At 55.7% G+C, this 19,864-nt stretch carries 22 protein-coding genes and 1 pseudogene; 10 read left to right on the top strand and 13 right to left on the bottom strand.

Going from position 1 to position 19,864, the window contains the following annotated elements:
* The first annotated feature begins 40 nt into the window (after nucleotides 1-40).
* From dacA to lipA, 4 genes are all read left to right on the top strand, one after another.
* The gene (gene dacA, locus EKL29_RS20435) at nucleotides 41-1,252 is read left to right on the top strand and encodes a D-alanyl-D-alanine carboxypeptidase DacA (protein ID WP_120451386.1); all 1,212 of its coding nucleotides are present in this window, start codon (nucleotides 41-43) and stop codon (nucleotides 1,250-1,252) included.
* 100 nt (nucleotides 1,253-1,352) lie between these two features.
* Complete coding sequence (gene ybeD / locus EKL29_RS20430; RefSeq protein ID WP_033751835.1) at nucleotides 1,353-1,616, top strand: DUF493 family protein YbeD; 264 nt, start codon at nucleotides 1,353-1,355, stop codon at nucleotides 1,614-1,616.
* An 81-nt stretch (nucleotides 1,617-1,697) separates the two neighbouring features.
* Nucleotides 1,698-2,357 (top strand): lipoyl(octanoyl) transferase LipB, encoded by a 660-nt coding sequence (lipB, locus tag EKL29_RS20425; protein ID WP_126690541.1) that lies wholly within the window; start codon nucleotides 1,698-1,700, stop codon nucleotides 2,355-2,357.
* 169 nt (nucleotides 2,358-2,526) lie between these two features.
* Entirely contained in the window at nucleotides 2,527-3,492 is a 966-nt protein-coding gene (gene lipA, locus EKL29_RS20420) for a lipoyl synthase (RefSeq protein WP_120451382.1), read from the top strand.
* A gap of 106 nt (nucleotides 3,493-3,598) precedes the next feature.
* Here lipA and tatE read toward each other — a convergent pair whose 3' ends face one another.
* The 3 genes and pseudogenes from tatE to EKL29_RS20405 all read right to left on the bottom strand — a co-directional run bounded on the left by tatE (nucleotide 3,599) and on the right by EKL29_RS20405 (nucleotide 5,008).
* Nucleotides 3,599-3,802: a twin-arginine translocase subunit TatE gene (gene tatE / locus EKL29_RS20415; RefSeq protein ID WP_033751842.1), complete on the bottom strand. Its 204-nt coding sequence runs from the start codon at nucleotides 3,800-3,802 to the stop codon at nucleotides 3,599-3,601.
* Between the two features lie 104 nt (nucleotides 3,803-3,906).
* Nucleotides 3,907-4,154, bottom strand: a pseudogene (locus EKL29_RS20410) (ectoine/hydroxyectoine ABC transporter ATP-binding protein EhuA); the annotation flags it as partial.
* A 59-nt stretch (nucleotides 4,155-4,213) separates the two neighbouring features.
* The gene (locus tag EKL29_RS20405; RefSeq protein ID WP_126690552.1) at nucleotides 4,214-5,008 is read right to left on the bottom strand and encodes a deaminated glutathione amidase; all 795 of its coding nucleotides are present in this window, start codon (nucleotides 5,006-5,008) and stop codon (nucleotides 4,214-4,216) included.
* A gap of 161 nt (nucleotides 5,009-5,169) precedes the next feature.
* On the opposite strand from EKL29_RS20405, the gene EKL29_RS20395 reads away from it, so the two are divergent.
* Complete coding sequence (locus EKL29_RS20395; protein WP_126690540.1) at nucleotides 5,170-5,469, top strand: hypothetical protein; 300 nt, start codon at nucleotides 5,170-5,172, stop codon at nucleotides 5,467-5,469.
* Here the strand turns inward: EKL29_RS20395 and EKL29_RS20390 are convergent.
* The 3 genes from EKL29_RS20390 to pagP all read right to left on the bottom strand — a co-directional run bounded on the left by EKL29_RS20390 (nucleotide 5,453) and on the right by pagP (nucleotide 7,166).
* Nucleotides 5,453-5,878: a GNAT family N-acetyltransferase gene (locus tag EKL29_RS20390; RefSeq protein ID WP_120451378.1), complete on the bottom strand. Its 426-nt coding sequence runs from the start codon at nucleotides 5,876-5,878 to the stop codon at nucleotides 5,453-5,455. The two genes, EKL29_RS20395 and EKL29_RS20390, sit on opposite strands and share 17 nt — an antisense overlap.
* 355 nt (nucleotides 5,879-6,233) lie before the next feature.
* Nucleotides 6,234-6,443 carry a transcription antiterminator/RNA stability regulator CspE gene (gene cspE / locus EKL29_RS20385; protein WP_033751857.1) on the bottom strand — a complete coding sequence of 70 codons (210 nt, stop codon included), beginning with the start codon at nucleotides 6,441-6,443 and terminating at the stop codon, nucleotides 6,234-6,236.
* Nucleotides 6,444-6,593: 150 nt separating this feature from the next.
* Nucleotides 6,594-7,166 carry a lipid IV(A) palmitoyltransferase PagP gene (gene pagP / locus EKL29_RS20380; protein ID WP_376749720.1) on the bottom strand — a complete coding sequence of 191 codons (573 nt, stop codon included), beginning with the start codon at nucleotides 7,164-7,166 and terminating at the stop codon, nucleotides 6,594-6,596.
* 384 nt (nucleotides 7,167-7,550) lie between these two features.
* On the opposite strand from pagP, the gene EKL29_RS20375 reads away from it, so the two are divergent.
* Nucleotides 7,551-7,763 carry a hypothetical protein gene (locus tag EKL29_RS20375; protein WP_120451377.1) on the top strand — a complete coding sequence of 71 codons (213 nt, stop codon included), beginning with the start codon at nucleotides 7,551-7,553 and terminating at the stop codon, nucleotides 7,761-7,763.
* A gap of 30 nt (nucleotides 7,764-7,793) precedes the next feature.
* Here the strand turns inward: EKL29_RS20375 and EKL29_RS23150 are convergent, their stop codons facing one another.
* The gene (locus EKL29_RS23150) at nucleotides 7,794-8,024 is read right to left on the bottom strand and encodes a hypothetical protein (RefSeq protein ID WP_158591210.1); all 231 of its coding nucleotides are present in this window, start codon (nucleotides 8,022-8,024) and stop codon (nucleotides 7,794-7,796) included.
* A gap of 96 nt (nucleotides 8,025-8,120) precedes the next feature.
* Here EKL29_RS23150 and EKL29_RS20370 point away from each other — a divergent pair, with 96 nt between their 5' ends.
* Together EKL29_RS20370 and EKL29_RS20365 are read left to right on the top strand one after the other, a co-directional pair.
* A complete protein-coding gene (locus EKL29_RS20370) occupies nucleotides 8,121-8,366 on the top strand; it encodes a hypothetical protein (protein WP_120451375.1) in 246 nt (81 codons plus the stop codon).
* Nucleotides 8,367-8,480: 114 nt separating this feature from the next.
* Nucleotides 8,481-9,563: a malate/lactate/ureidoglycolate dehydrogenase gene (locus EKL29_RS20365; protein WP_126690539.1), complete on the top strand. Its 1,083-nt coding sequence runs from the start codon at nucleotides 8,481-8,483 to the stop codon at nucleotides 9,561-9,563.
* A 35-nt stretch (nucleotides 9,564-9,598) separates the two neighbouring features.
* Here EKL29_RS20365 and gntT read toward each other — a convergent pair whose 3' ends face one another.
* Nucleotides 9,599-10,915: a gluconate transporter gene (gntT, locus tag EKL29_RS20360; protein WP_120451372.1), complete on the bottom strand. Its 1,317-nt coding sequence runs from the start codon at nucleotides 10,913-10,915 to the stop codon at nucleotides 9,599-9,601.
* A 288-nt stretch (nucleotides 10,916-11,203) separates the two neighbouring features.
* On the opposite strand from gntT, the gene EKL29_RS20355 reads away from it, so the two are divergent.
* Nucleotides 11,204-12,355 (top strand): iron-containing alcohol dehydrogenase, encoded by a 1,152-nt coding sequence (locus EKL29_RS20355; protein ID WP_126690538.1) that lies wholly within the window; start codon nucleotides 11,204-11,206, stop codon nucleotides 12,353-12,355.
* Between the two features lie 37 nt (nucleotides 12,356-12,392).
* Here the strand turns inward: EKL29_RS20355 and EKL29_RS20350 are convergent, their stop codons facing one another.
* The 5 genes from EKL29_RS20350 to EKL29_RS20330 form a co-directional block, all read right to left on the bottom strand.
* Nucleotides 12,393-13,217 (bottom strand): Cof-type HAD-IIB family hydrolase, encoded by an 825-nt coding sequence (locus tag EKL29_RS20350; RefSeq protein WP_126690537.1) that lies wholly within the window; start codon nucleotides 13,215-13,217, stop codon nucleotides 12,393-12,395.
* Nucleotides 13,218-13,377: 160 nt separating this feature from the next.
* The gene (locus EKL29_RS20345) at nucleotides 13,378-13,845 is read right to left on the bottom strand and encodes an RcnB family protein (protein ID WP_126690550.1); all 468 of its coding nucleotides are present in this window, start codon (nucleotides 13,843-13,845) and stop codon (nucleotides 13,378-13,380) included.
* Between the two features lie 834 nt (nucleotides 13,846-14,679).
* Nucleotides 14,680-15,381: an EAL domain-containing protein gene (locus EKL29_RS20340; protein WP_120451365.1), complete on the bottom strand. Its 702-nt coding sequence runs from the start codon at nucleotides 15,379-15,381 to the stop codon at nucleotides 14,680-14,682.
* Between the two features lie 316 nt (nucleotides 15,382-15,697).
* Entirely contained in the window at nucleotides 15,698-16,792 is a 1,095-nt protein-coding gene (locus EKL29_RS20335) for an ABC transporter substrate-binding protein (RefSeq protein ID WP_126690536.1), read from the bottom strand.
* Between the two features lie 109 nt (nucleotides 16,793-16,901).
* Nucleotides 16,902-18,197, bottom strand: a complete 1,296-nt coding sequence (locus EKL29_RS20330; RefSeq protein ID WP_126690535.1) for an HAAAP family serine/threonine permease — start codon at nucleotides 18,195-18,197, stop codon at nucleotides 16,902-16,904.
* 368 nt (nucleotides 18,198-18,565) lie between these two features.
* On the opposite strand from EKL29_RS20330, the gene EKL29_RS20325 reads away from it, so the two are divergent.
* A complete protein-coding gene (locus EKL29_RS20325) occupies nucleotides 18,566-19,690 on the top strand; it encodes an AI-2E family transporter (RefSeq protein ID WP_120451362.1) in 1,125 nt (374 codons plus the stop codon).
* Nucleotides 19,691-19,864 lie beyond the last annotated feature (174 nt).

Genomic DNA, 19,864 nt, shown 5'->3' with positions numbered 1-19,864 from the left:
CTTTTTTTAACCTTAACTCACGGATGTTGTAGTCCATAACATGAACACGCTGAAACCCTCTCGTTTCCTGAAACGCCTGACAGTGGGATCACTGGTCGCTTTCTCGCTCAGCCACGTAGCCTTTGCTGATGACGTCAACCTCAAAACGATGATCCCGGGCGTGCCGGATATCGATGCCGAAGCCTATGTGCTGATCGACTACAACTCGGGTAAAGTGCTGGCCGAGAAGAACGCTGACGCCCGTCGCGATCCCGCCAGCCTGACCAAAATGATGACCAGCTATGTGATTGGTCAGGCAGTCAAAGCGGGCAAGATCCATCAGGACGATGTCGTTACCGTCGGCAAAGATGCCTGGGCGACCGGTAACCCGGTATTCAAAGGCTCGTCGCTGATGTTCCTGAAGCCTGGCGATCGGGTGCCGGTTTCGCAGCTGACGCGCGGCATCGTGCTGCAGTCCGGCAACGACGCCTGCGTGGCGATGGCGGACTATGTCGCCGGCAGCCAGGACGCCTTTGTCGGCCTGATGAACAACTACGTCAAGGCGCTGGGCCTGCAGAACACCCATTTCCAGACGGTGCATGGCCTGGATGCGGACGGACAGTACAGCTCGGCGCGCGATATGGCGCTGATCGGTCAGGCGCTGATCCGCGACGTGCCGGACGAATATTCGGTTTATAAAGAGAAAGAGTTTACCTTTAACAATATCCGCCAGACCAACCGTAACGGTCTGCTGTGGGATACCAGCCTTAACGTAGACGGCATCAAAACCGGCCATACGGAAGCGGCAGGCTATAACATCGTCTCTTCCGCGACCGAAGGCCAGATGCGTCTGATCTCAGCCGTGCTGGGCGGCCGTACCTTTAAAGGACGCGAAGTAGAGAGCAAAAAACTGCTCACCTGGGGTTTCCGCTTCTTTGAAACCGTGGCGCCGCTGAAGGCGGGCAAAGAGTTCGCCTCTGAGCCGGTCTGGTTCGGCAACAGCGATCGCGTACAGCTGGGCGTAGAGAAAGACGCCTACCTGACGATTCCGCGCGGCCGTATGAAAGATCTGAAAGCGAGCTATGTGCTGAACAACACTGAACTGCACGCCCCGCTGCAGAAAAACCAGGTTGTGGGCAGCATCAACTTCCAGCTCGACGGCAAAACCGTGGAACAGCGTCCGCTGGTGGTGCTGAACGAAGTGCAGGAAGGCGGTTTCTTCAGCCGTATCATCGATTACATCAAGCTGATGTTCCACCACTGGTTCGGCTAACCGGCCTGGCGGTTGAAAAATCGCCACGTCGTCGCCATAACTACGTTATGATAATGCTCCCGCTTCGGCGGGAGCCTGTTTTTTATGCACCGGAGTCAATATGAAAACCAAACTGAATGAACTGCTCGAATTCCCTACCCCTTTTACCTATAAAGTGATGGGTCTGGCGCAACCGGAGCTGGTTGATCAAGTGGTTGAAGTGGTGCAACGCCATGCGCCCGGCGACTACTCGCCCGACGTAAAGCCAAGCAGCAAAGGCAACTACCACTCGGTGTCGATCACCATTAACGCCACACATATCGAACAGGTGGAAACCCTGTATGAAGAGCTGGGCAATATCGATATCGTGCGCATGGTGCTGTAAGTGCCGGCGTCGGCAAAGGGTCTTGGTCTTGCCCTTTGCCGACGTTATACTCAGCCTTTCTTCCTTAACCGGACCGCCGTTTTGTCAGCAGATACGCTTCTTATCCGCCAGCTGGGCCAGCGCGACTGGCAACCCGTCTCCGATGCCATGCATCAGTTCACCGATCGCCGTAACAGCGACAGCCGCGACGAAGTCTGGCTGGTAGAGCATCACGCCGTATTTACTCAGGGCCAGGCCGGCAAGGCCGAGCATCTGCTGATGCCGGGCGATATCCCGGTGGTGCAGAGCGATCGCGGCGGCCAGGTGACCTATCACGGCCCGGGGCAGCAGGTGATGTACGTGCTGATTGACGTAAAGCGCCGCAAGATCGGCGTGCGTCAGCTGGTTACCGCGCTGGAAGAGACGGTCATCAGTACGCTGGCGCACTTCGGCGTTGAGGCGCGCGCGCGTCCCGACGCGCCAGGCGTCTATGTCGGTGAAGAGAAAATTTGCTCGCTCGGCCTGCGTATTCGTAAAGGCTGCTCGTTTCACGGCCTGGCGCTCAACGTGGCGATGGATTTAACGCCCTTTCTGCGCATCAATCCCTGCGGCTATGCCGGAATGCGGATGACGCAGCTCAGCGCTTTTCAGCCTGGCGTCACGCCTGAAGACGTACAGCCGCTGCTGGTCGCGGCCTTCGCGCGCCTGCTGGGCTTTACGGAAGTCGAGTGGCTGGCGGCAGAAAACGCGCCGCTGCCTTAACCGCGCATGCGAATTTACAAAATTGTAACTTTTCCCGCCGCACTACGGCTGCTTATGCCAGGCGGAACTGATATAATTTTTGAAATTTTATCAAATAAAGTTGAAAGCTTTACCGCTGGCCTGAAGCCGAAAGCTCTCATTACGCAATCCGACCGGAACCTGCAGACTTATGAGTAAACCAATTCAGATGGAACGCGGCGTCAAATATCGTGACGCAGATAAAATGGCGCTGATCCCGGTGAAAACCGTCGTGACTGAACGCCAGGAGCTGTTACGCAAGCCCGAATGGATGAAAATCAAGCTGCCTGCGGATTCCAGCCGAATCCAGGGCATCAAAGCGGCGATGCGTAAAAACGGCCTGCACTCCGTATGTGAAGAGGCCTCCTGCCCTAACCTGGCCGAATGCTTCAACCACGGCACCGCGACTTTTATGATCCTCGGCGCTATCTGTACCCGCCGCTGCCCGTTCTGCGATGTGGCGCACGGTCGTCCTAACGCGCCGGACGCTGGCGAGCCGCTGAAGCTGGCCCAGACCATCGCCGATATGGCGCTGCGCTATGTGGTTATCACCTCAGTAGACCGCGACGATCTGCGAGATGGCGGCGCACAGCACTTCGCCGACTGCATTACGGCTATCCGCGAAAAGAGCCCGTCGATTAAAATCGAAACGCTGGTGCCCGATTTCCGTGGTCGTATGGATCGCGCGCTGGAGATCCTCAACGCCACGCCGCCAGACGTCTTCAACCACAACCTGGAGAACGTGCCGCGCGTCTACCGTCAGGTACGTCCGGGCGCGAACTATGAGTGGTCGCTGAAGCTGCTGGAGCGTTTTAAAGAAGCGCACCCGGAAATCCCGACCAAATCGGGTCTGATGGTAGGTCTGGGCGAAACCAATGCAGAAATTATCGAAGTCATGCGCGATCTGCGCCGTCACGGCGTCACCATGCTGACGCTGGGCCAGTATCTGCAGCCGAGCCGCCACCATTTGCCGGTTCAGCGTTACGTCAGCCCTGCTGAGTTCGATGAAATGAAAGAAGAAGCGCTGGCGATGGGCTTTACCCATGCCGCATGCGGTCCCTTTGTACGCTCTTCCTACCATGCGGATATGCAGGCGAAAGGCCTGGAAGTGAAATAAACCGGGCGGCTTTATCCCGCGCAATAAAAAACCAGACGTTAAAAGGTCTGGTTTTTTTATGTCCGTGAGAAATAAATAGTTACATCTATTCTCTGGCAGTCAGCTTTTACTCTTTATGAGTAACGCGCTCTGCCGGAACATCTTCAGCCGTTGTTTTGGTTGCGGTGGGTTCTTCATCTTTCATGGCTTTTTTGAAGCCTTTGATTGCGGAGCCCAGATCGCCACCCAGTGAACGTAACTTGTTGGTGCCAAAAAGCAGTACGATGAGCGCACCGATGATCAGCAGTTTGGCAATACTGATACCTTCCATACTTTACCTTTCAACCTAAGCGAAAAATGAACAGTGCTATTTACGCGCAGAACGGCGCCAACCTCAACTAGATTCTGTAACAGAGTAAGATCGTATACGCCTCGTTAAAGGAAACGGCTCAGAAACGCCTGCGTGCGCGGATGCTGTGGCCGGGCGATTACCTGTTCGGGCGGGCCCTGCTCCACGACTAGCCGCCATCCATAAACACCACCCGATCGGCCGCTTCGCGGGCGAAACCGATCTCATGGGTCACCACGATCATGGTCAGTCCCTGATCCGCCAGCGTACGCATGGTGGCCAGCACTTCGCCCACCAGCTCCGGGTCGAGCGCTGAAGTCGGCTCGTCGCTCAGGCCAGGCGCCAGCAGGCTGGTGGTTGCACTCTTTTCACGATGGTTTCTCTCAGGCGTTGTTATTCTGTTTTAAGTTCCGGGCGGGCAAAGCGGCGATTCTCCAGAACCGGCAGTACGCTGCGCGCATAGGCGATGCGTTGCGGATCGAGGTCAGCAAAGACCAGCGCGGCCGATTCCGGCGCTTTGGCGATGGCGACGCCAAGCGGATCGATTGTCAGGCTGTTGCCGATGTTGCGCGGGCCGCACTCGCCCACCGCCACCATATAGCAGGTGTTTTCCAGCGCGCGCGCCGTGGTGAGCAGCTCCCAGTGCATCTCTTTCAGCGGGCCTTTCACCCAGGCGGCAGGAAGCACCAGTACCTCGGCGCCGTCCAGCGCCAGACGTCGCGCCAGTTCCGGGAAGCGCACGTCATAGCAGGTCATCAGCCCCACCTTCATGCCTGCCACCTCAATCAGCGGAGGAATAACATGGCCGGGATTAACGCGCTGTGACTCCTGCATGGCGAAGGCGTCGTACAAATGCAGCTTTTCATAGGCGGCGATAATTTCGCCATTGCGCAGCGCAACCAGCACGTTCAGCGCCTTACCGCCCTCGGTCGGGACATGAATGCTCAGTATGGTGGTGAGTGCGCTACCCTGGCTTTTCGCCAGCAGCTGCGTCAGAAAGGGGCCATCCAGCGGCTGGGCGGCCTTCAGCACCAAATCCGGATCGGCAATATCGCTCGCTAACACCGCTTCCGGCAGCACCAGCAGATCGGCGCCGCCCGCTTCGGCGCGCGCCATCAGATCGAGGCAAACAGCCGCATTTTCCTGCCATTCACGGCTGACCGCAAACTGTCCCATCGCTACTTTCATCATGCTTCCCCCTTACTGGCCGCCAGGAAGATCGCTTCCGGCGTCAGGCGCGTTTTCGTCAGACCCTGCTAATAAAGTTCACCGGCAAAGTCGGCTATCATCTTCTTGTTAATCTCAAATCCGTTCTGATTCCAGCTGGCGGGCAATTCCTGCGCGGTGCGTTGCAAATCAGTCAGCAGCCCTGGGGCAGAAAAAAGCAGAAGGTGCTGGCGGCACGCGGACTGGATCTGCCGATGCGCGACGGGCTAAGCATTTGCATACCGGTGGCGTCGGAGCAGTATGCCATGATCACCCTGGCGGCGCGGGGCATTGCCGTGTTGCCAGGAGAACGCTGCCGGCTGGGGCCGTTGCAGTTCATCCGCGTCAGCATCGCCTGCCTGCAGGAGACGCAGGTAGAGATGCTGGCCAGCGCGCTGGCTATTGCTGCCGGACGTGAGCTGAGGCTCAGTTCAGACCTTTAATATGGTAGCGCGGCGACTCTACGTAGCCTTCGCGCATGTAAAACTGATTCGCCTTTAAGCGCGATGCGTGACAGTGCACTTCCATACGGTCGCATCCGCGCTGCGCCGCCATCGCTTCGGCGTGCTGTAACAGCTGCTGGCCAACACCCTTGCTGCGCTCCCCTTCAGCGATACAAAAATAGCTGATGCGGGCGAAGTCACCTGCCAGCGCCAGCTGCGGAATAAAATGCATCGACAGGAATCCCAGCACCTGCGTCCCATGCTCCGCCACCAGCAGCATTTCGTCGGGGTCGCTGCTGAGCTGGGCAAGGCGTTTATCGATAAAGCTCTCGGTACCGCCGTAGCCTAATTCCGCCAGCAGCGCGCTGAGCGCAAAGCTGTCTTTCGCCTGTGCCTGACGTATGTTCATCCTGTCTCCTCAAGTAGATAGAACTGCCGCTCTTTTATATAGCGTTGGCGGAAAAAAAGCTGCAAGTAAGGGTTGTTATAATTATGTTACAAGGCTTTTATGTGACTGACGCCGCAGATTTGTTAAGGAGAATAATCTGTCACAGAAGGTTAAGGCTGCGTTAATCTTTCCCTGCGAAGCTGAGCCCCTGAGCCTGATCGAGAGAAAACGTCATGAGAATGATGATACCGCGAAGCCTGGAGGAAGCGATGGCGCTGATACTGGCGCTGGGTAGCATGGCAGGCGGCTTGTACCGCTTTTTTCAGCCATAAAAAAACCCGCCATGCGGCGGGTTTTTGAAATTCTGACTGTTAACTTACAGGCTGATAACGTTAGCAGCAGATGGGCCTTTGGCGCCTTCGGTGATTTCAAACTCTACGCGCTGACCTTCAGCCAGAGTTTTAAAACCGTTGCTCTGGATAGCAGAGAAGTGTACGAACACGTCTTTGCTGCCATCTTCTGGAGTAATGAAACCGAATCCTTTGGATTCATTAAACCACTTAACGTTACCTTTAATCTTGGACATCTATATTACCTTTACATGAAAAATGGACACTAAACTGTGTCGGCGTCTAGTACAGCAATTGCAGTGACATTTGTCCAGTGAGAATTGATGAAAAAGTGATAAATATCGCCTTTTTTCTCTTCCTCCCGCTTTCCTGCCACCATCAAAAAATCAAAACTGAAACCTCAGCCAGGCGAAGAAGACGTTGCCGTTATTGTAAGTCCCTGGAATATAGGTCATCTGGAAATTCAGCGGGCCATATCCCACCGAAGCCAGCGGCAGCAGCGCGGGGACAGGGATATAATTCCAGTTATGACGCGCCGTCACGCCTGCGGTATAGCCTGCCCCCAGGTGGAAGCGCTGATCGCTCAGCGGACGCCAGGTCGCTTCCCAGCCATAGCCGCTAAAGGGCTCCCACTTATTAAACGAATCTTTAAACGCCATCAGATAAAGGCCGTGCCAGTTGCCCTTCTCGTCATAACGGGAGATGCCGCCGCCCGCGCCCCAGGGCCGCTCATTGTAGCGATTGATATGCTCGTCGTCGTAGGTCCAGCGGTTATGCCAGGTGATGGCAGGCAGATAGAAATCTTTATTCTGCGGCTGTTCCCAGGTCTGCTGCACATTATTGCTAAAGGTATTCCAGCCGCTTTCAACGCTCTGCGTCAGGTTCGCGGCATGGAGTGAAAAAGGGAGAGTAAGCGCAGCGCACGTTCCAGCAAAGGCGCTCAAAAAAGACCGGTTCAAAACTGTTTTCCTGTACAAATCGACGGCGGTTTGACCGGCTTGCTCCTTTCAGGTCGCGCGCATCGTGGTTTAATAAAATCCTGTGTCAGGGGCGTAATTATGCTCAACCGAAACCAAACACTGGCAAAACAGCGAGAGAAAACGCTTGTTTGCTGGCACGTCGGCAAAGGCGGTTACCGATACTTCAACGCTGCTTCAGGCGTTTTCTGGCATCTCGCAGCATGAAAAAGTAACTTTCATTAACAATCACACCATATAACAATTAAAAAGTTAACTAGAAACCCTAAAAGATAACGCGCATTAATTGTTTAGGATTTTTGATAAATAAAAGATAGGGATTTGTTAGAATAACGCCTGTTCGTTTCAGGCAATGAGAGCATTGATATGGTGATGAAGATTCGCTGCACCGCCTGCGGCAGCGCAAAGTTTACTTTTACCGATGATCCTTCCGCAGAACCGGCGCTTCATGGCGCACGCTGCGCCAGCTGCAACAAGCGCCTGACCGCGCAAGATTTGTTGCCGAATACGCCGATTGATCCCATTACGCGCTGTCTGGTTTCGCAGATGAAAAAGAAGGATACGAGCAAGGGCACCTGAGCGGTGCCCGTGTTGATTCAGAAGATTAACTTAAATACGCCAGTCAGCGTCAGTAACCCTACAATGAAGATAATGGCGATAATCCACAAAATTATTTTCATATCCATGTTCCTTTGCCAGTAAAAAACCTTTCAAGATAAGAGTATAGCTTATCGCTGCGTTTTTGCCGGTCGGCTCGCCGCTGCGTCTGGCCCTCGCGCTTTCCAGAAAAGCCCGATCTATTTCTGCGACGTCGGTCGCAGCAGTTGTTTTTTTAACCACTTTACGCTTCGTTTTGATCTTTGCGACCCGCTAAACTTTTAGCGGCAAAGGCAGGCCTCTGCGAGTACCAACGTAAGTCGAGCAAAAGGAGACATTATGAGCATGATTAATACCAGTATGGGACGATATAGCCTTAAAGCGAAAAACGCGGGCGATCATATTAAAGGATCTTTCGCTATCAATGATGAAGGCGGCACGCAGCTCACCATGCAAGAGTTTGATGAGCACTACCTGGATGATGTCGTCAACAACGTGATCTACCCCGTTACCGGCGGTAATCGCGAAATTACGCGCGCGCTGCGTGAGCAAATGGTCAAAGCCGGTTTTGAACAGCCGCATTGATGCTCGCCCTGGGCCACACTCTGTGGCCCTTCCCTTCTGCTGAACGCTCCCCACTTGCCGTTGCCGTTTTTTGGTCGCAGGATGCGGTTGTACCCATAAAAAGGAGAAACGAAAGTGAGTGAACTCTATCGTATCAATGCCGCGCGGCTGCATCAGTTTGTGCAGGCGATATGGCTGCATGCCGGCAGCGAAGCTGATGAGGCGCGCCTGGTGGCGGATCATCTGGTGGCGGCCAATCTGGCCGGGCACGATTCCCACGGCGTCGGCATGATCCCCAGCTATATGGCCTCGTTCAGTCAGGGGCATCTGCAGCTTAATCAGCATCCGGTGCTGGAAAAAGACGCCGGCGCGGTGCTGACCTTTCACGCCCGTTCCGGCTTCGGTCAGGTCGCTGCTTTCGAGGCGATGCAGCAAGGCATTGCGCGGGCGCGTCAGTCGGGCATCGCCGCGGTCGGCCTGCACCATTCTCATCATATTGGCCGAATTGGCCACTGGGCGGAACAGTGCGCGGCGGCAGGCTTTATCTCTTTTCATTTCGTCAATGTGATGGGCGATCCGATGGTGGCGCCCTTCGGCGGCAGCGATCGCCGTTTCGGCACGAACCCGTTCTGCGCCATCTTTCCGCGCCGTAACGCCAGCCCGCTTTTGCTCGATTTCGCTACCAGCGGCATCGCCTTTGGCAAAACGCGTGTCGCCTACAACAAAGGGGTCGACGTCGCGCCTGGCTATCTGATCGATCATCAGGGCAAGCCGACCGAACACCCTGCCGTCATGCATGAAGCGCCCTACGGTTCGCTGCTGCCTTTTGGCCTGCATAAAGGCTATGCGCTGGCGACCCTGTGCGAAATTCTCGGCGGTGCGCTCTCCGGCGGGCGCACGACTCATGACGAAACGGTGCTCGCCAGCCATGATGCGATCTATAACTGCATGACCACCATTATCCTTAACCCGGACGCGTTCAACGCGCCGGCGATGCAGGAAGAGGCGGAAGCCTTTCTTGAGTGGGTGAAGCGATCGCCGCAGAGCGGCAGCGAGCCGATACAGGTGCCAGGCGAATGGGAAGAGGCGAATCGCGCGCTGCGCGAGCGTGACGGGATCCCGCTGGACGCCAACAGCTGGCAGCAAATTTGCGCGGCGGCGAAACAGGCAGGCATGCCTGAAGAGGAGCTGGCCGCGTTTCGCGCGCTGGCCAGCTAAGGCTATCCGCCGGGCAGCGCGCCCGGCGGTTGGTTTTAAATCACATACGACAGCAGCATACAGCCCACCAGACCGCACACAGAAATAATGGTTTCCAGCGCGGACCAGGAGCGGATGGTTTCGCCAATCGTCAGGTTAAAATACTCTTTAAACAGCCAGAAGCCGGGATCGTTGACGTGAGAGAAAATAACGCTGCCTGAGCCGACCGCAATAACCATCAGTTCCGGGCTGGCACCGCTGCTGGCAATCAGCGGCGCGACAATGCCGCCCGCGGTGATCGCCGCCACGGTGGCGGATCCCAGCGCAATGCGCAACACGGCGGCAATTGACCAGGCCATAAAGATCGGCGAGACGTTGCTCTCCTGCATCATTGCGGCAATATATTTATCAACGCCGCTGTCCACCAGCACCTGCTTGAACGCCCCGCCGCCGCCGATAATCAGCAGCATCATAGCGATGATTTTTATCGAGTCGGTAATGGTGCCCATTACCTCATCCATGCTGCGCCCGCGGTTCAGGCCGAAGGTGAAGATCGCGATCAGCACCGCAATCAGCGTCGCCATCACCGGATCGCCAAAAAACTCTGCATAAGGCAGAAGCGCATGTCCTTTCGGCAACGCCATTTCCGCCAGCGCACGCAGCGCCATCAGCACCACCGGCACCAGCGCGGTCCAGACGCTGACGCCAAAGCCCGGCATCTCCTCTTCGCTGAAGGTTTTCGGGTTATAAAGCCCTTCCGGAATGGGTTTATCGATGCTTTTCAGAAAGCGGGCGTAAACCGGTCCGGCAAGGATCACTGTTGGGATGCCGAGCAGCGTGCCCCACAGCAGCGTTTTGCCCATATCGGCATTGAACAAGGTGGCAATCGCCGTCGGGCCGGGGTGCGGCGGCAGGAAGCCGTGCGTCACTGACAGCGCGGCCGCCATCGGCACGCCGACGAAGAGCAGCGGCACGCGCGCAGACGCGGCGATGCTGAAGACCAGCGGCAGCATCAGCACGAATCCGACTTCATAGAAGAGCGCGAAGCCAACGGTAAAACCGGTCAGCACCAGCGCCCACTGAATATGCTGTTTGCCGAATTTCTCGATCAGCGTCGTAGCGATGCGCTGCGCGCCGCCGCAGTCAGCCAGCAGCTTGCCAAGCATGGCGCCGAATCCCATGATGAGCGCCAGGCTGCCAAGCGTGCCGCCGACGCCGTTTTTGATTGAAAGAATGACTTTATTGACCGGCATGCCCTGCATCATGCCAACCACCAGCGCCACCAGAATCAGCGCGATGAATCCATTGAGTTTGAAGCGAATCATCAGCAGCAGCAGTAACGCCACCCCGATCGCCACAATAAGTAATGGCATAGCTTTTCTCCACCTTACTGACCGGCCAGCGCCAGCAGCGTATTGTTATCATGGGTCCGAATCGGACGTTGGGTACGGCATCGAAAAAACGATTAACAACCTGACATAACTGTTACCAGTAACATGTTAAGGGTAACATCCTGTTGAAAGCACCTCCCGCTGAGGTTGAATTTCTGTTTTGCGAAGGTGATCAACTTTTCGTCGCAGCGTTATCAGAAAGTTTGCCGCTGCCGGACTCTGGCTTTTAGATACACTCTGACTTTCCCCTTTTGACTTAAGGATGTTGCGGTGAGTGAGAACCTGAGCGAGCTGTACAGCAATCAACGAACCCTCTCTGGACGCGGAAGCATCAATAAGCTGGTGCCGCTGCTGAGCGCCGATCCACAGCCTACGCTGCTGTTCTGCGGCCGCTCTTTTCTTAACGGGCCGATCTATGCGCGACTGAAAAGCGATTTAAACGATCTTATTATTGGTTATGAAATCGTGGCGCATGAAGCGTCACCGGCTGAGATTGATGCCTGGGTCACACGCTGGCGCGGCCATGTGGACCGCGTGGTGGCAATAGGCGGCGGCAGCGTCATCGATGGCGCCAAAGCCTTCAGCGCCATGATGCAGCATCCGTTGCCCACCGCGCGCTATCTGGAAAAGGTCGGTGATACGCCAGTACAGGCGGCTACGCTGCCGCTGATCGCCGTGCCAACAACGGCTGGCACCGGCAGCGAGGCGACGCAGAACGCGGTAGTGACCGATCAACACGACATCAAGGTTAAGGCTTCGCTGCGCCATCCGGTATTTGTGCCGCAGGTAGCGATTCTCGATGCGGATCTGCTTAAAGGCGCGCCCGATAAGGTACTGGCGACCTGCGGCATCGACGCCTTCACCCATCTGTTTGAAGCCTGGCTCTCAGGCAAGGGCAATCTCTTTACCCGACAGCTGGCGCTGACCGGGCTGAGGCTCTTCGTTCAGGCCTGGCCGGCGCTGAACCGTGATGATGCGCAAGGCGATACGGCGCGCGAAGCGATGATGATGGCCTCCTGGCTCGGCGGCGTCAGCCTCAGCAGCGCGGGTCTGGGCGTTATCCACGGCATCGCGGGCGAGCTGGGCGCGATCAAGCCCTACCACCATGGCGAAGTTTGCGGTCGCCTGCTTTTTCCGTTCCTTGATTTACTGGCAGAAAGCCGCGAGCCGCAACAGCAGCAGCTGATGCAGACGCTCCAGCAGGCACTCTTCGCCGAACCGGAAGCCCAGCCGGCGCGTTTCCTGAAAAACTGGCTGCAGCAGCAGGCCATTACCCCTTTCTGGCAGGAATCTCAGACGCTGAGCAATGAGGATGTCGAATGGATTCTGGCGCGCGCCAACAGCAAAAACTCGCTGGTGAATTACAGCCAGCAGGCGATGCGCGCGATGCTTATGCAGGGATGGGACGTGACCTCAGCATAGCGCTGACGGGCAGCTAAGCTGCCCGTCAGGGTGCCCTTTACGCGAATGGCGGTTCGCCCGCCAGCATCTTCTCGATGACCTGCAATACGCCCGCGTCGCTGTTGGCGGGCGCGGCATAGCGCGCCGCCTCTTTTACCCGCTGCGGCGCGTTCGCCATGGCGAAACTAAAACCGGACTGTCTGAGCATTTCCAGATCGTTGCCCCCGTCGCCGAACGCCAGCACCTGCTGATGATCAATGCCCCAGCGTTGCGCCAGAATATTCAGGCCGTTGGCTTTGTGATGGCCGGGCACAATCAAATCCACCGAGCCGTGTCCGCTTGAGGTTGCCGCCGCCGCGCCCTCATGCAGCCGCTGAATATCTGCCATCAGCGGCTCGACATAATCATCGGACAGGTTAAGCGCGAACTTAAACAGCCGATCGTGGCTGGTCTCATCCAGCGATTGTATTGCCTTCAGGCGATGGCAGTAGTGACGCATCTTCGCCAGCCACTGCTCATCAGCGCCTTCAAAGTAATAGGCGCTTTCGCGGCCGCACAGAATATAGCGCAGCCCTGGATAGTCGCCATTTTGCAGCGTATCGAGCAGCGCATAAACGTCCGGACGGGAAAACTCACCGCAAAACAGTTCCTCTTCGCCATCCAGAATCCAGGCGCCGTTCTCCGCCACAAAGGCGATTTCGCTGGCGATAGTCGGGAAGAAAGATTTCAGCTGGTAGTACTGATTGCCGCTGGCGACGACAAATTTAATGCCGCGCGCTTTCATCTCTTCGTAGCAGCGCATAAAGCGCTGGCGGTCGTACTGCTTTTGGTTATCAAGAAAGGTGCCGTCCATATCAACCGCCACCATTTTTACCGCTGTCATCTCGACTCCTTATCAGGCGAAAGGGAACAGTGTGGAAGCAAAGCATAGCCTGGGGAGCGTGAAAAAAAGAGGAACAGGCGCGCGCGCAGGCAGCCGGTTTTTATGAGGGAGAGGTGGAGAGAAACAAGAACGGGCGGCTTGCGCCGCCCTTGTTACAGGCTTAGTTGAATGCGTTGCCGATAATCAGCGAGGTGATAATGCCCGTTGCGGCGGCAATCAGCACATAGTTGCCGTCGACATAGGACCAGTACTCACCACGCGGCGGCTCCGGCAGGCGGCGCTCGCGCCAGTCATCAACCCGGTAGTGAGGACCGCGATATTCGTGCGGCATCGGATGGCCGCGACGGAAATCATGGCCGTTCCAGGCAAAGTGATCGCGGTCGCGATCTTCATGGCGATCGCCGCGTGGTCCGCCGGCAAAGCGATCGTGCTGCGGGCCGCGATCCGGGCCATGACCTTGCGGGCCACGTCCACGATCGTCGTGACGGTCACCGTCGCGGCGGTCGCCGTCGTGCTGCTGCCATGGCTGTCCATGATGATCGCCCGGGCCGTCAGCCCAGGAAACCGTAGAAATCAGTGAGCTGCATGCAATAAAAGTCGCGCTAACGCGTAATGTTGTTTTTTTCATCATAAACCTCCAGTAGCAACAGCGAGAATCGCGCCGTTGAGATGTACTATCGGCGATATGGAGCCAAATCTGCATCTCCAAAAGTCTTAAAAAACGGTAACTTACAGACTATTACCCCGTTTATCGCTTTCTTAACACTCGGCAGAAATAATGGAGACGAGTGGATCTGGAGACGAGGCATGTCACGCAAATAGCGCAGAGGCAAAATTCGCAGTGTGTTAACGCGTAAAATATACCTGAAAGCAGCGGGTTAAACAGAATGAAAAAGAAATGAAAAACCCGATCGAAACCGATCGGGGGAACAGACATTCCTGACTACCGAATACCGGCTAATCCTTGCCAAATCAAGGAAAAAACTAGAGCTCACAACACCACATCACTAGCGTTGAATGCTAATCTTATCACCCTTTATATTTCTGTCACGGATAATTAACTGAATTAGGATATTTCCTTTTGATTTAACAATCTTTGCGTAGTTATTTTTCAGCGAGAATTAGTGGAACAGCTAAATAATATCACCCTGCTTTGCGTCAATAGTGAAACAGGTCTGGGGTCTGACCAGGCAGGGAAATTAATTAATCTCTCCATTAATTTGCCTGCTAAATGTTACGCCACTAAAACAGCAGGCCACACTGACGTCCTTCCGCGCGCCGCCTGGCTGTAGGTGCCTAAACCGCAGGGCGAAGAAAACCGCGCTCGCAACGTCTTTTTCGCTTTCTTAACGTTTTATCCGGCTTAATCCGCAAAAAATGACGACGCCGGTAATAATAAATTGCGCAACGGTTATTAAGCAGGCGCTACACAGACTCACTTTGCATCACTATATAAATCGCGTCAGCCTAAATATTGCGGCAGTTCGTCAATCTCCAGCGCGCTAAAATAGTATCCCTGTAGACCGTAAAGCGGTATATGTTCCAGCGCTGCTAAATCCGCTTTATTCTCTACGCCCTCCACAATTATCTGCGGACAATAGCGCTGAATAATGGTCATTAATACCGGGAAAATGGATTTATCCTTTTGCTCCCAGAAAAAGCGCTTGTCAATTTTCACCGCGTCAAACAGGCCGGTATAGAGCGCTTCCAGGTTGGAAAAACCGGTGCCGAGATCGTCAAGAAAGAAACAGAGGCCGCGTGCCTTAAGCTGCTGCAGCGTTGCGCGCACGTCATGCTCTTGCAGAAAGTCGATATTCTCGGACACTTCCAGCCGAAGCACGCTGGCGATGCTGAGCAGCCATCCCAGCCGCGCCTCCTCCTCCAGCATGCCCACCATATCGCTGTCGATGTTAATACTGATAAATAAGCCGCGCTGCTCAAGCAGCGCCACGATCGGCGACAGCGCAGCCAGCTGCTCATACAGCAGTTTGCGCTTCTCGCTGTGCGGCATATTTTCAATCACCATAAAGGGATTACGTGGTTTACCCGCCTCCGAGGTATAGCGCGTCAGGAGTTCAAAACCGATACAGACGCCGCTCTGCGACATCACCGGTTCAAGGATAAATTTTTTACTCAGCGTGGAGGCCAGGGAGTGTGTAGTCATAAACACCTCGGGCAAAGCCCAAACGGCAGCGATCGATTACCTGAAACCTGTCAGAGCTTCCTGCGGCAACCAGCGCTACCCAATTGATCATCTGTTTTTGCACTCCCTGTTGCAGGGTTTATTGCGTCCTCGCGAAATAAACGCGCGCATTTCACCATGTTTTCGGGTTTTGGCAATCTTTTTCGACTGGTGGCGCTGAAGGCGCAAGGAAAATAGCGGAACTAAAAACAGAAAGCGATTTGTATTAAGAGTAGCGAAAGATAGCGCAGTGGGAAGGTAAATTAACCGCGCGTTTTGTCAACGCGCGGCCAGCTGCTCAGGGATAGCTTAAGGTAACGGGCGCGTCCGGCAGTCGGGTAAAGTGGGTCACGATATAGTGAAAATCAGCCGTGGGATCGAGCTGCGTAAAACGCTGCGGATAGAGATCTTTAGCCAGAATTTCCATGCCAATAATGTTGTAAGGATGGTTATAGAAGTGGTGATAAACGCCATAAACCCGACCGTTCTGCACCGGCGCGATCTGCTTCAGCCCGGTGCGGTTCAGCAGGCCACTGAAGGTCGCCGAGACCTGCTGCGCTGTGGTGTGATAACCAAACGGCAGCACCCCTGGATTAGGGCGCTTTGAGCCGGTCATAATATAGACGTCCGGCTTCATTGCGATAATCTTCTCCAGCGAGACGAAGCCTGCGTTGCCCGGCAGCAGCGCAGAGCCGATATTTTTACCGCCCACCGCCTCCACCAGCCCGCCCCAGCCGTTGTGGCCGTGAGTGAAGCAGCAGTTATCGCTGTTGCCGGCGATCGGTTCGATAAAGACCGTCGGCTTCTGCGGTACCGGTTTGATAGCGGCATCAAGCTGCTGCAAACGCTGCTGATAGAAGGCGGTATAGTCCCCCGCTTCTTTCTCGCGGTTCAGCACCTGGCCCAGCAGCGCCACGCTGCGCATGGTGTTCTCTTTCGGATGCAGTTCATAATCGATAAACAGCACCGGAATATTGAGTCCCTTCAGCGTATCCAGCACGCCTGACTGCTGCAGCGCCGATTTCGCGCGCAGCTGGGCGATCATCAGATCCGGCTTCTGCGCCAGCACGCTTTCGAGATTAACCTGCCCCTGATCGTTGAACCCCATATCGACGATGTGGGTCGCCTGCGGCCAGCGCTGCTTCAGCAGATCCCAGGTCTGGGTATCCTGCTTTTTCGGCAGGTTATTCCACGCTACGACGCGCTTAAAGGGATCGTCGCGGTCCAGCAGCGCCAGCGCCAGCACGTCGCGGCCATCCTGCAGGATGACATGCTGCGGCTCATGGTCGAGCCGGATGGCGTTGCCGTCCAGATCGGTTATCTGCAACGGATAAGTGGTTGCGCCGCATGCCGCCGACGTCAGCAGCCCGGCCAGCAGAAGTCCCTTGTTCATCGCTTACTACCTCAGTAACTAATAATTATTCTCAATAAAGTTAGCATGTTGCCGGACGGGAAAGCTATAGCAGCCGCGAAACGGCCCGCGTGTCGCGGGCGCGGCCTTCTTAGCTGAACAGGGAGTAGAAGATAGCGGAGATCGCTACCAGCCCTATTAGCACGACGAAAAGATTGCTGAGATGTCCGCTGTATTTGCGCATCGCGGGAACCGTGCGAATGGCGTACATCGGCATCAGAAACAGAATGATTGCGATAACCGGACCGCCCAGGGTCTCAATCATATCAAGAATGCTCGGGTTCCAGCTCGCCACCAGCCAGGTGCTGAGCAGCATAAACAGCGCCGTCGCACGGTTCAGTTTCGCAGGGGCCAGGGTCTTGCCGCGGCTGTGCAGCATTTTATTGACCAGCCCGTTAAAACCTTCACGCGCGCCAAGGTAGTGGCCGAGGAAAGATTTCGTAATGGCGACGATGGCGATCACGGGTCCGAGCCAGGCGATAACCGGTACGTTAAAGTGATTGGCGAGATAGGAGAGAATAGAGATGTTCTGCGCCTTCGCCGCGGCGAGATCTTCAGGCGACAGGCTGAGCACGCAGCTAAAGACAAAAAACATCACCGTCGCCACCATCAGCAGGTGTGAGCAGGCAAGAATGCGTGAGCACTTGCGTTCCGCGCCTTCGCCATACTCCGCGCGTTTCGCCACGGCGAAAGAGGAGATAATCGGCGAGTGGTTAAAGGAGAACACCATCACCGGGATCGCCAGCCACAGCGTCATCCCTGTGCCTTTGCCGCCGCCATCATGGTGCAGTGACAGCGTCTGCAGCGCTGCGCTGTGCCAGTGCGGGATCAGGTAAACCGCCAGCAGCATCAGCACCGCGACAAAAGGAAAAACCAGAATACTCATCGCCTTGACGATCATCTGCTCGCCGAAGCGCACGACCGTCATCAGGCCGATGATCAAGATCAGCGACAGCAGCACGCGCGGCGGCGAGACCAGCCCCAGCTGGTGTTCGATAAAGCTCTCGACCGTATTGGTGATCGCCACGCTGTACATCAGCAGAATAGGGAAAATGGCGAAGAAGTAGAGCAGCGTAATGATCTTGCCCGCGCCAGCGCCGAAGTGCTCTTCCACTACGTCGGTAATGTCTTCCCCCGCGTTTTTGCCGGAAAGCACGAAACGGGTGAGCGCGCGGTGGGAATAGAAGGTCAGAGGAAACGCAAGAATCGCCATAATGATCAGCGGCAGCAGTCCGCCGACGCCCGCATTGATCGGCAAAAAGAGTACGCCTGCGCCGATAGCGGTGCCGTAGAGCCCCAGCATCCAGGTGGTATCGGATTTGCGCCAGCCGCGTTCTGCTGGCGTCTCTGCGGCGGCCGTAAGGGTGCCGGTTTGCGTGGTTTTCATCTGCCTGTCCTGTCTTTATAACGTCAACGCCATCGACGGTGAGTTTGCATCAATGGCCACATTGTTACGCCGCCCTGCTCCGCTGCTCCGCGGCAGCGCAGTCAGAAGACGCAACAAAAAAATTCGTTTATCCACAGCGGGAGTAAACGATTGCGCAGGATTTTTACACACCTTAACGACAGGCTTCAACAGCCGTGCGTTGATCGTGCATATTCCAGGCAAATAGCCGTTATCACGACGGCGCTGTGCCTTCGTCCAGGCCAGGCTGGCGGGGAGATTGATATTTTTAAACGAAACCACAGATTGGCATTACAAAGCACGTCGGGCGTTCTATAGTTCATCCGCAACACTTAACCTGAGGTTTATGCATGCGTGTTAAAGGATTAAATATCGGTTTCTTCATCGTGATTCTGGCAATGGTCACCATTGCGTTTTTCGATGTGCTGGCACCCTACTTTTCGCCCATTCTCTGGGCCGCTATTCTGGCAGTGATTTTCGCCCCGCTGAAGGTCTGGCTGCGGCATAAGATGGGCGATCGGAACGGTCTGGCGTCGTTGATTACGCTGCTGATTATCTGTCTGATCGTGTTTACGCCGCTGGCGATTATCGCCTCTTCACTGGTGGTGGAAATCAACGCCGTTTATCTCAAGCTGCAGACCAATTCGGCGCAGTTCCCGGCGGTATTCGCCGATCTGCTGCAGCATCTGCCCGGCTGGCTTCGCAACTTCCTTTCTGAGCATCAGTTGAATAATGCGACGCAGATCCAGCAGAAGCTGTCGACCTTCGCGCTGAAAGGCGGCCAGTATATGGCGGGCAGCGTCTTCCTGATCGGCAAGGGCACGTTTACCTTTACCGTCGGCTTCGGCGTCATGCTCTATTTGCTCTTTTTCCTGTTAAAAGATGGCTCCTATCTGGTGCATTTAATTCTGGAGGCGCTGCCGCTCTCTACTTACGTAAAGCATCACCTCTTTATGAAGTTTGTCGCCGTCTCACGCGCCACGGTAAAAGGCACAGTGGTGGTGGCGCTGGTTCAGGGGGTGCTCGGCGGGCTGGCATTCTGGTTTGTAGATATCGACGGCAGCCTGCTGTGGGGCGCGCTGATGGCGTTCCTGTCGCTGATCCCTGCCGTGGGCTCGGCGATTATCTGGGTGCCAGCCGCGATATTCTTCTTCGCCACTGGCGCGCTGTGGAAAGGCCTGTTTATCGTCGGCTTCTTCGTGGTGATCGTTGGGCTGGTGGACAATATTCTGCGTCCGCTGCTGGTAGGCAAAGATACCAAAATGCCCGATTACCTGATCCTGATTGCTACCCTGGGCGGCATGGAGATTTACGGCATTAACGGCTTTGTGATTGGTCCGCTAATCGCCGCGCTGTTTATCGCCTGCTGGAACCTGCTGTCAGGCAAGGATAACCGCGACAACGCCGAAGAGATTGACGAAGAGTTTATCGAAGAAGGGAAAAAGCAGTCGGACGAGGCGGCCATCAATCAATAAAGCAGGCCGCGAATAGCGCTTACAGACGACGGCCAATGTCTGCAAGCGGGAGAGATGGCCCGGGGAGCAAAGCGTCCCGCGACAAGGATGTCGCGGGCCGAGCAGGCAGGGATGCCGCTTTTGCGTCTTTGCGATCGGGCTATCTCTCCCGCGCTGGCACCTTGCCAGCGCACT

The organism is Pantoea sp. YU22 (assembly GCF_003970755.1).
GTDB lineage: Bacteria > Pseudomonadota > Gammaproteobacteria > Enterobacterales > Enterobacteriaceae > Pantoea > Pantoea piersonii.
The sequence above is the reverse complement of the archived record's forward strand: the minus strand, read 5'-3'. Positions and strand labels throughout refer to the sequence as shown.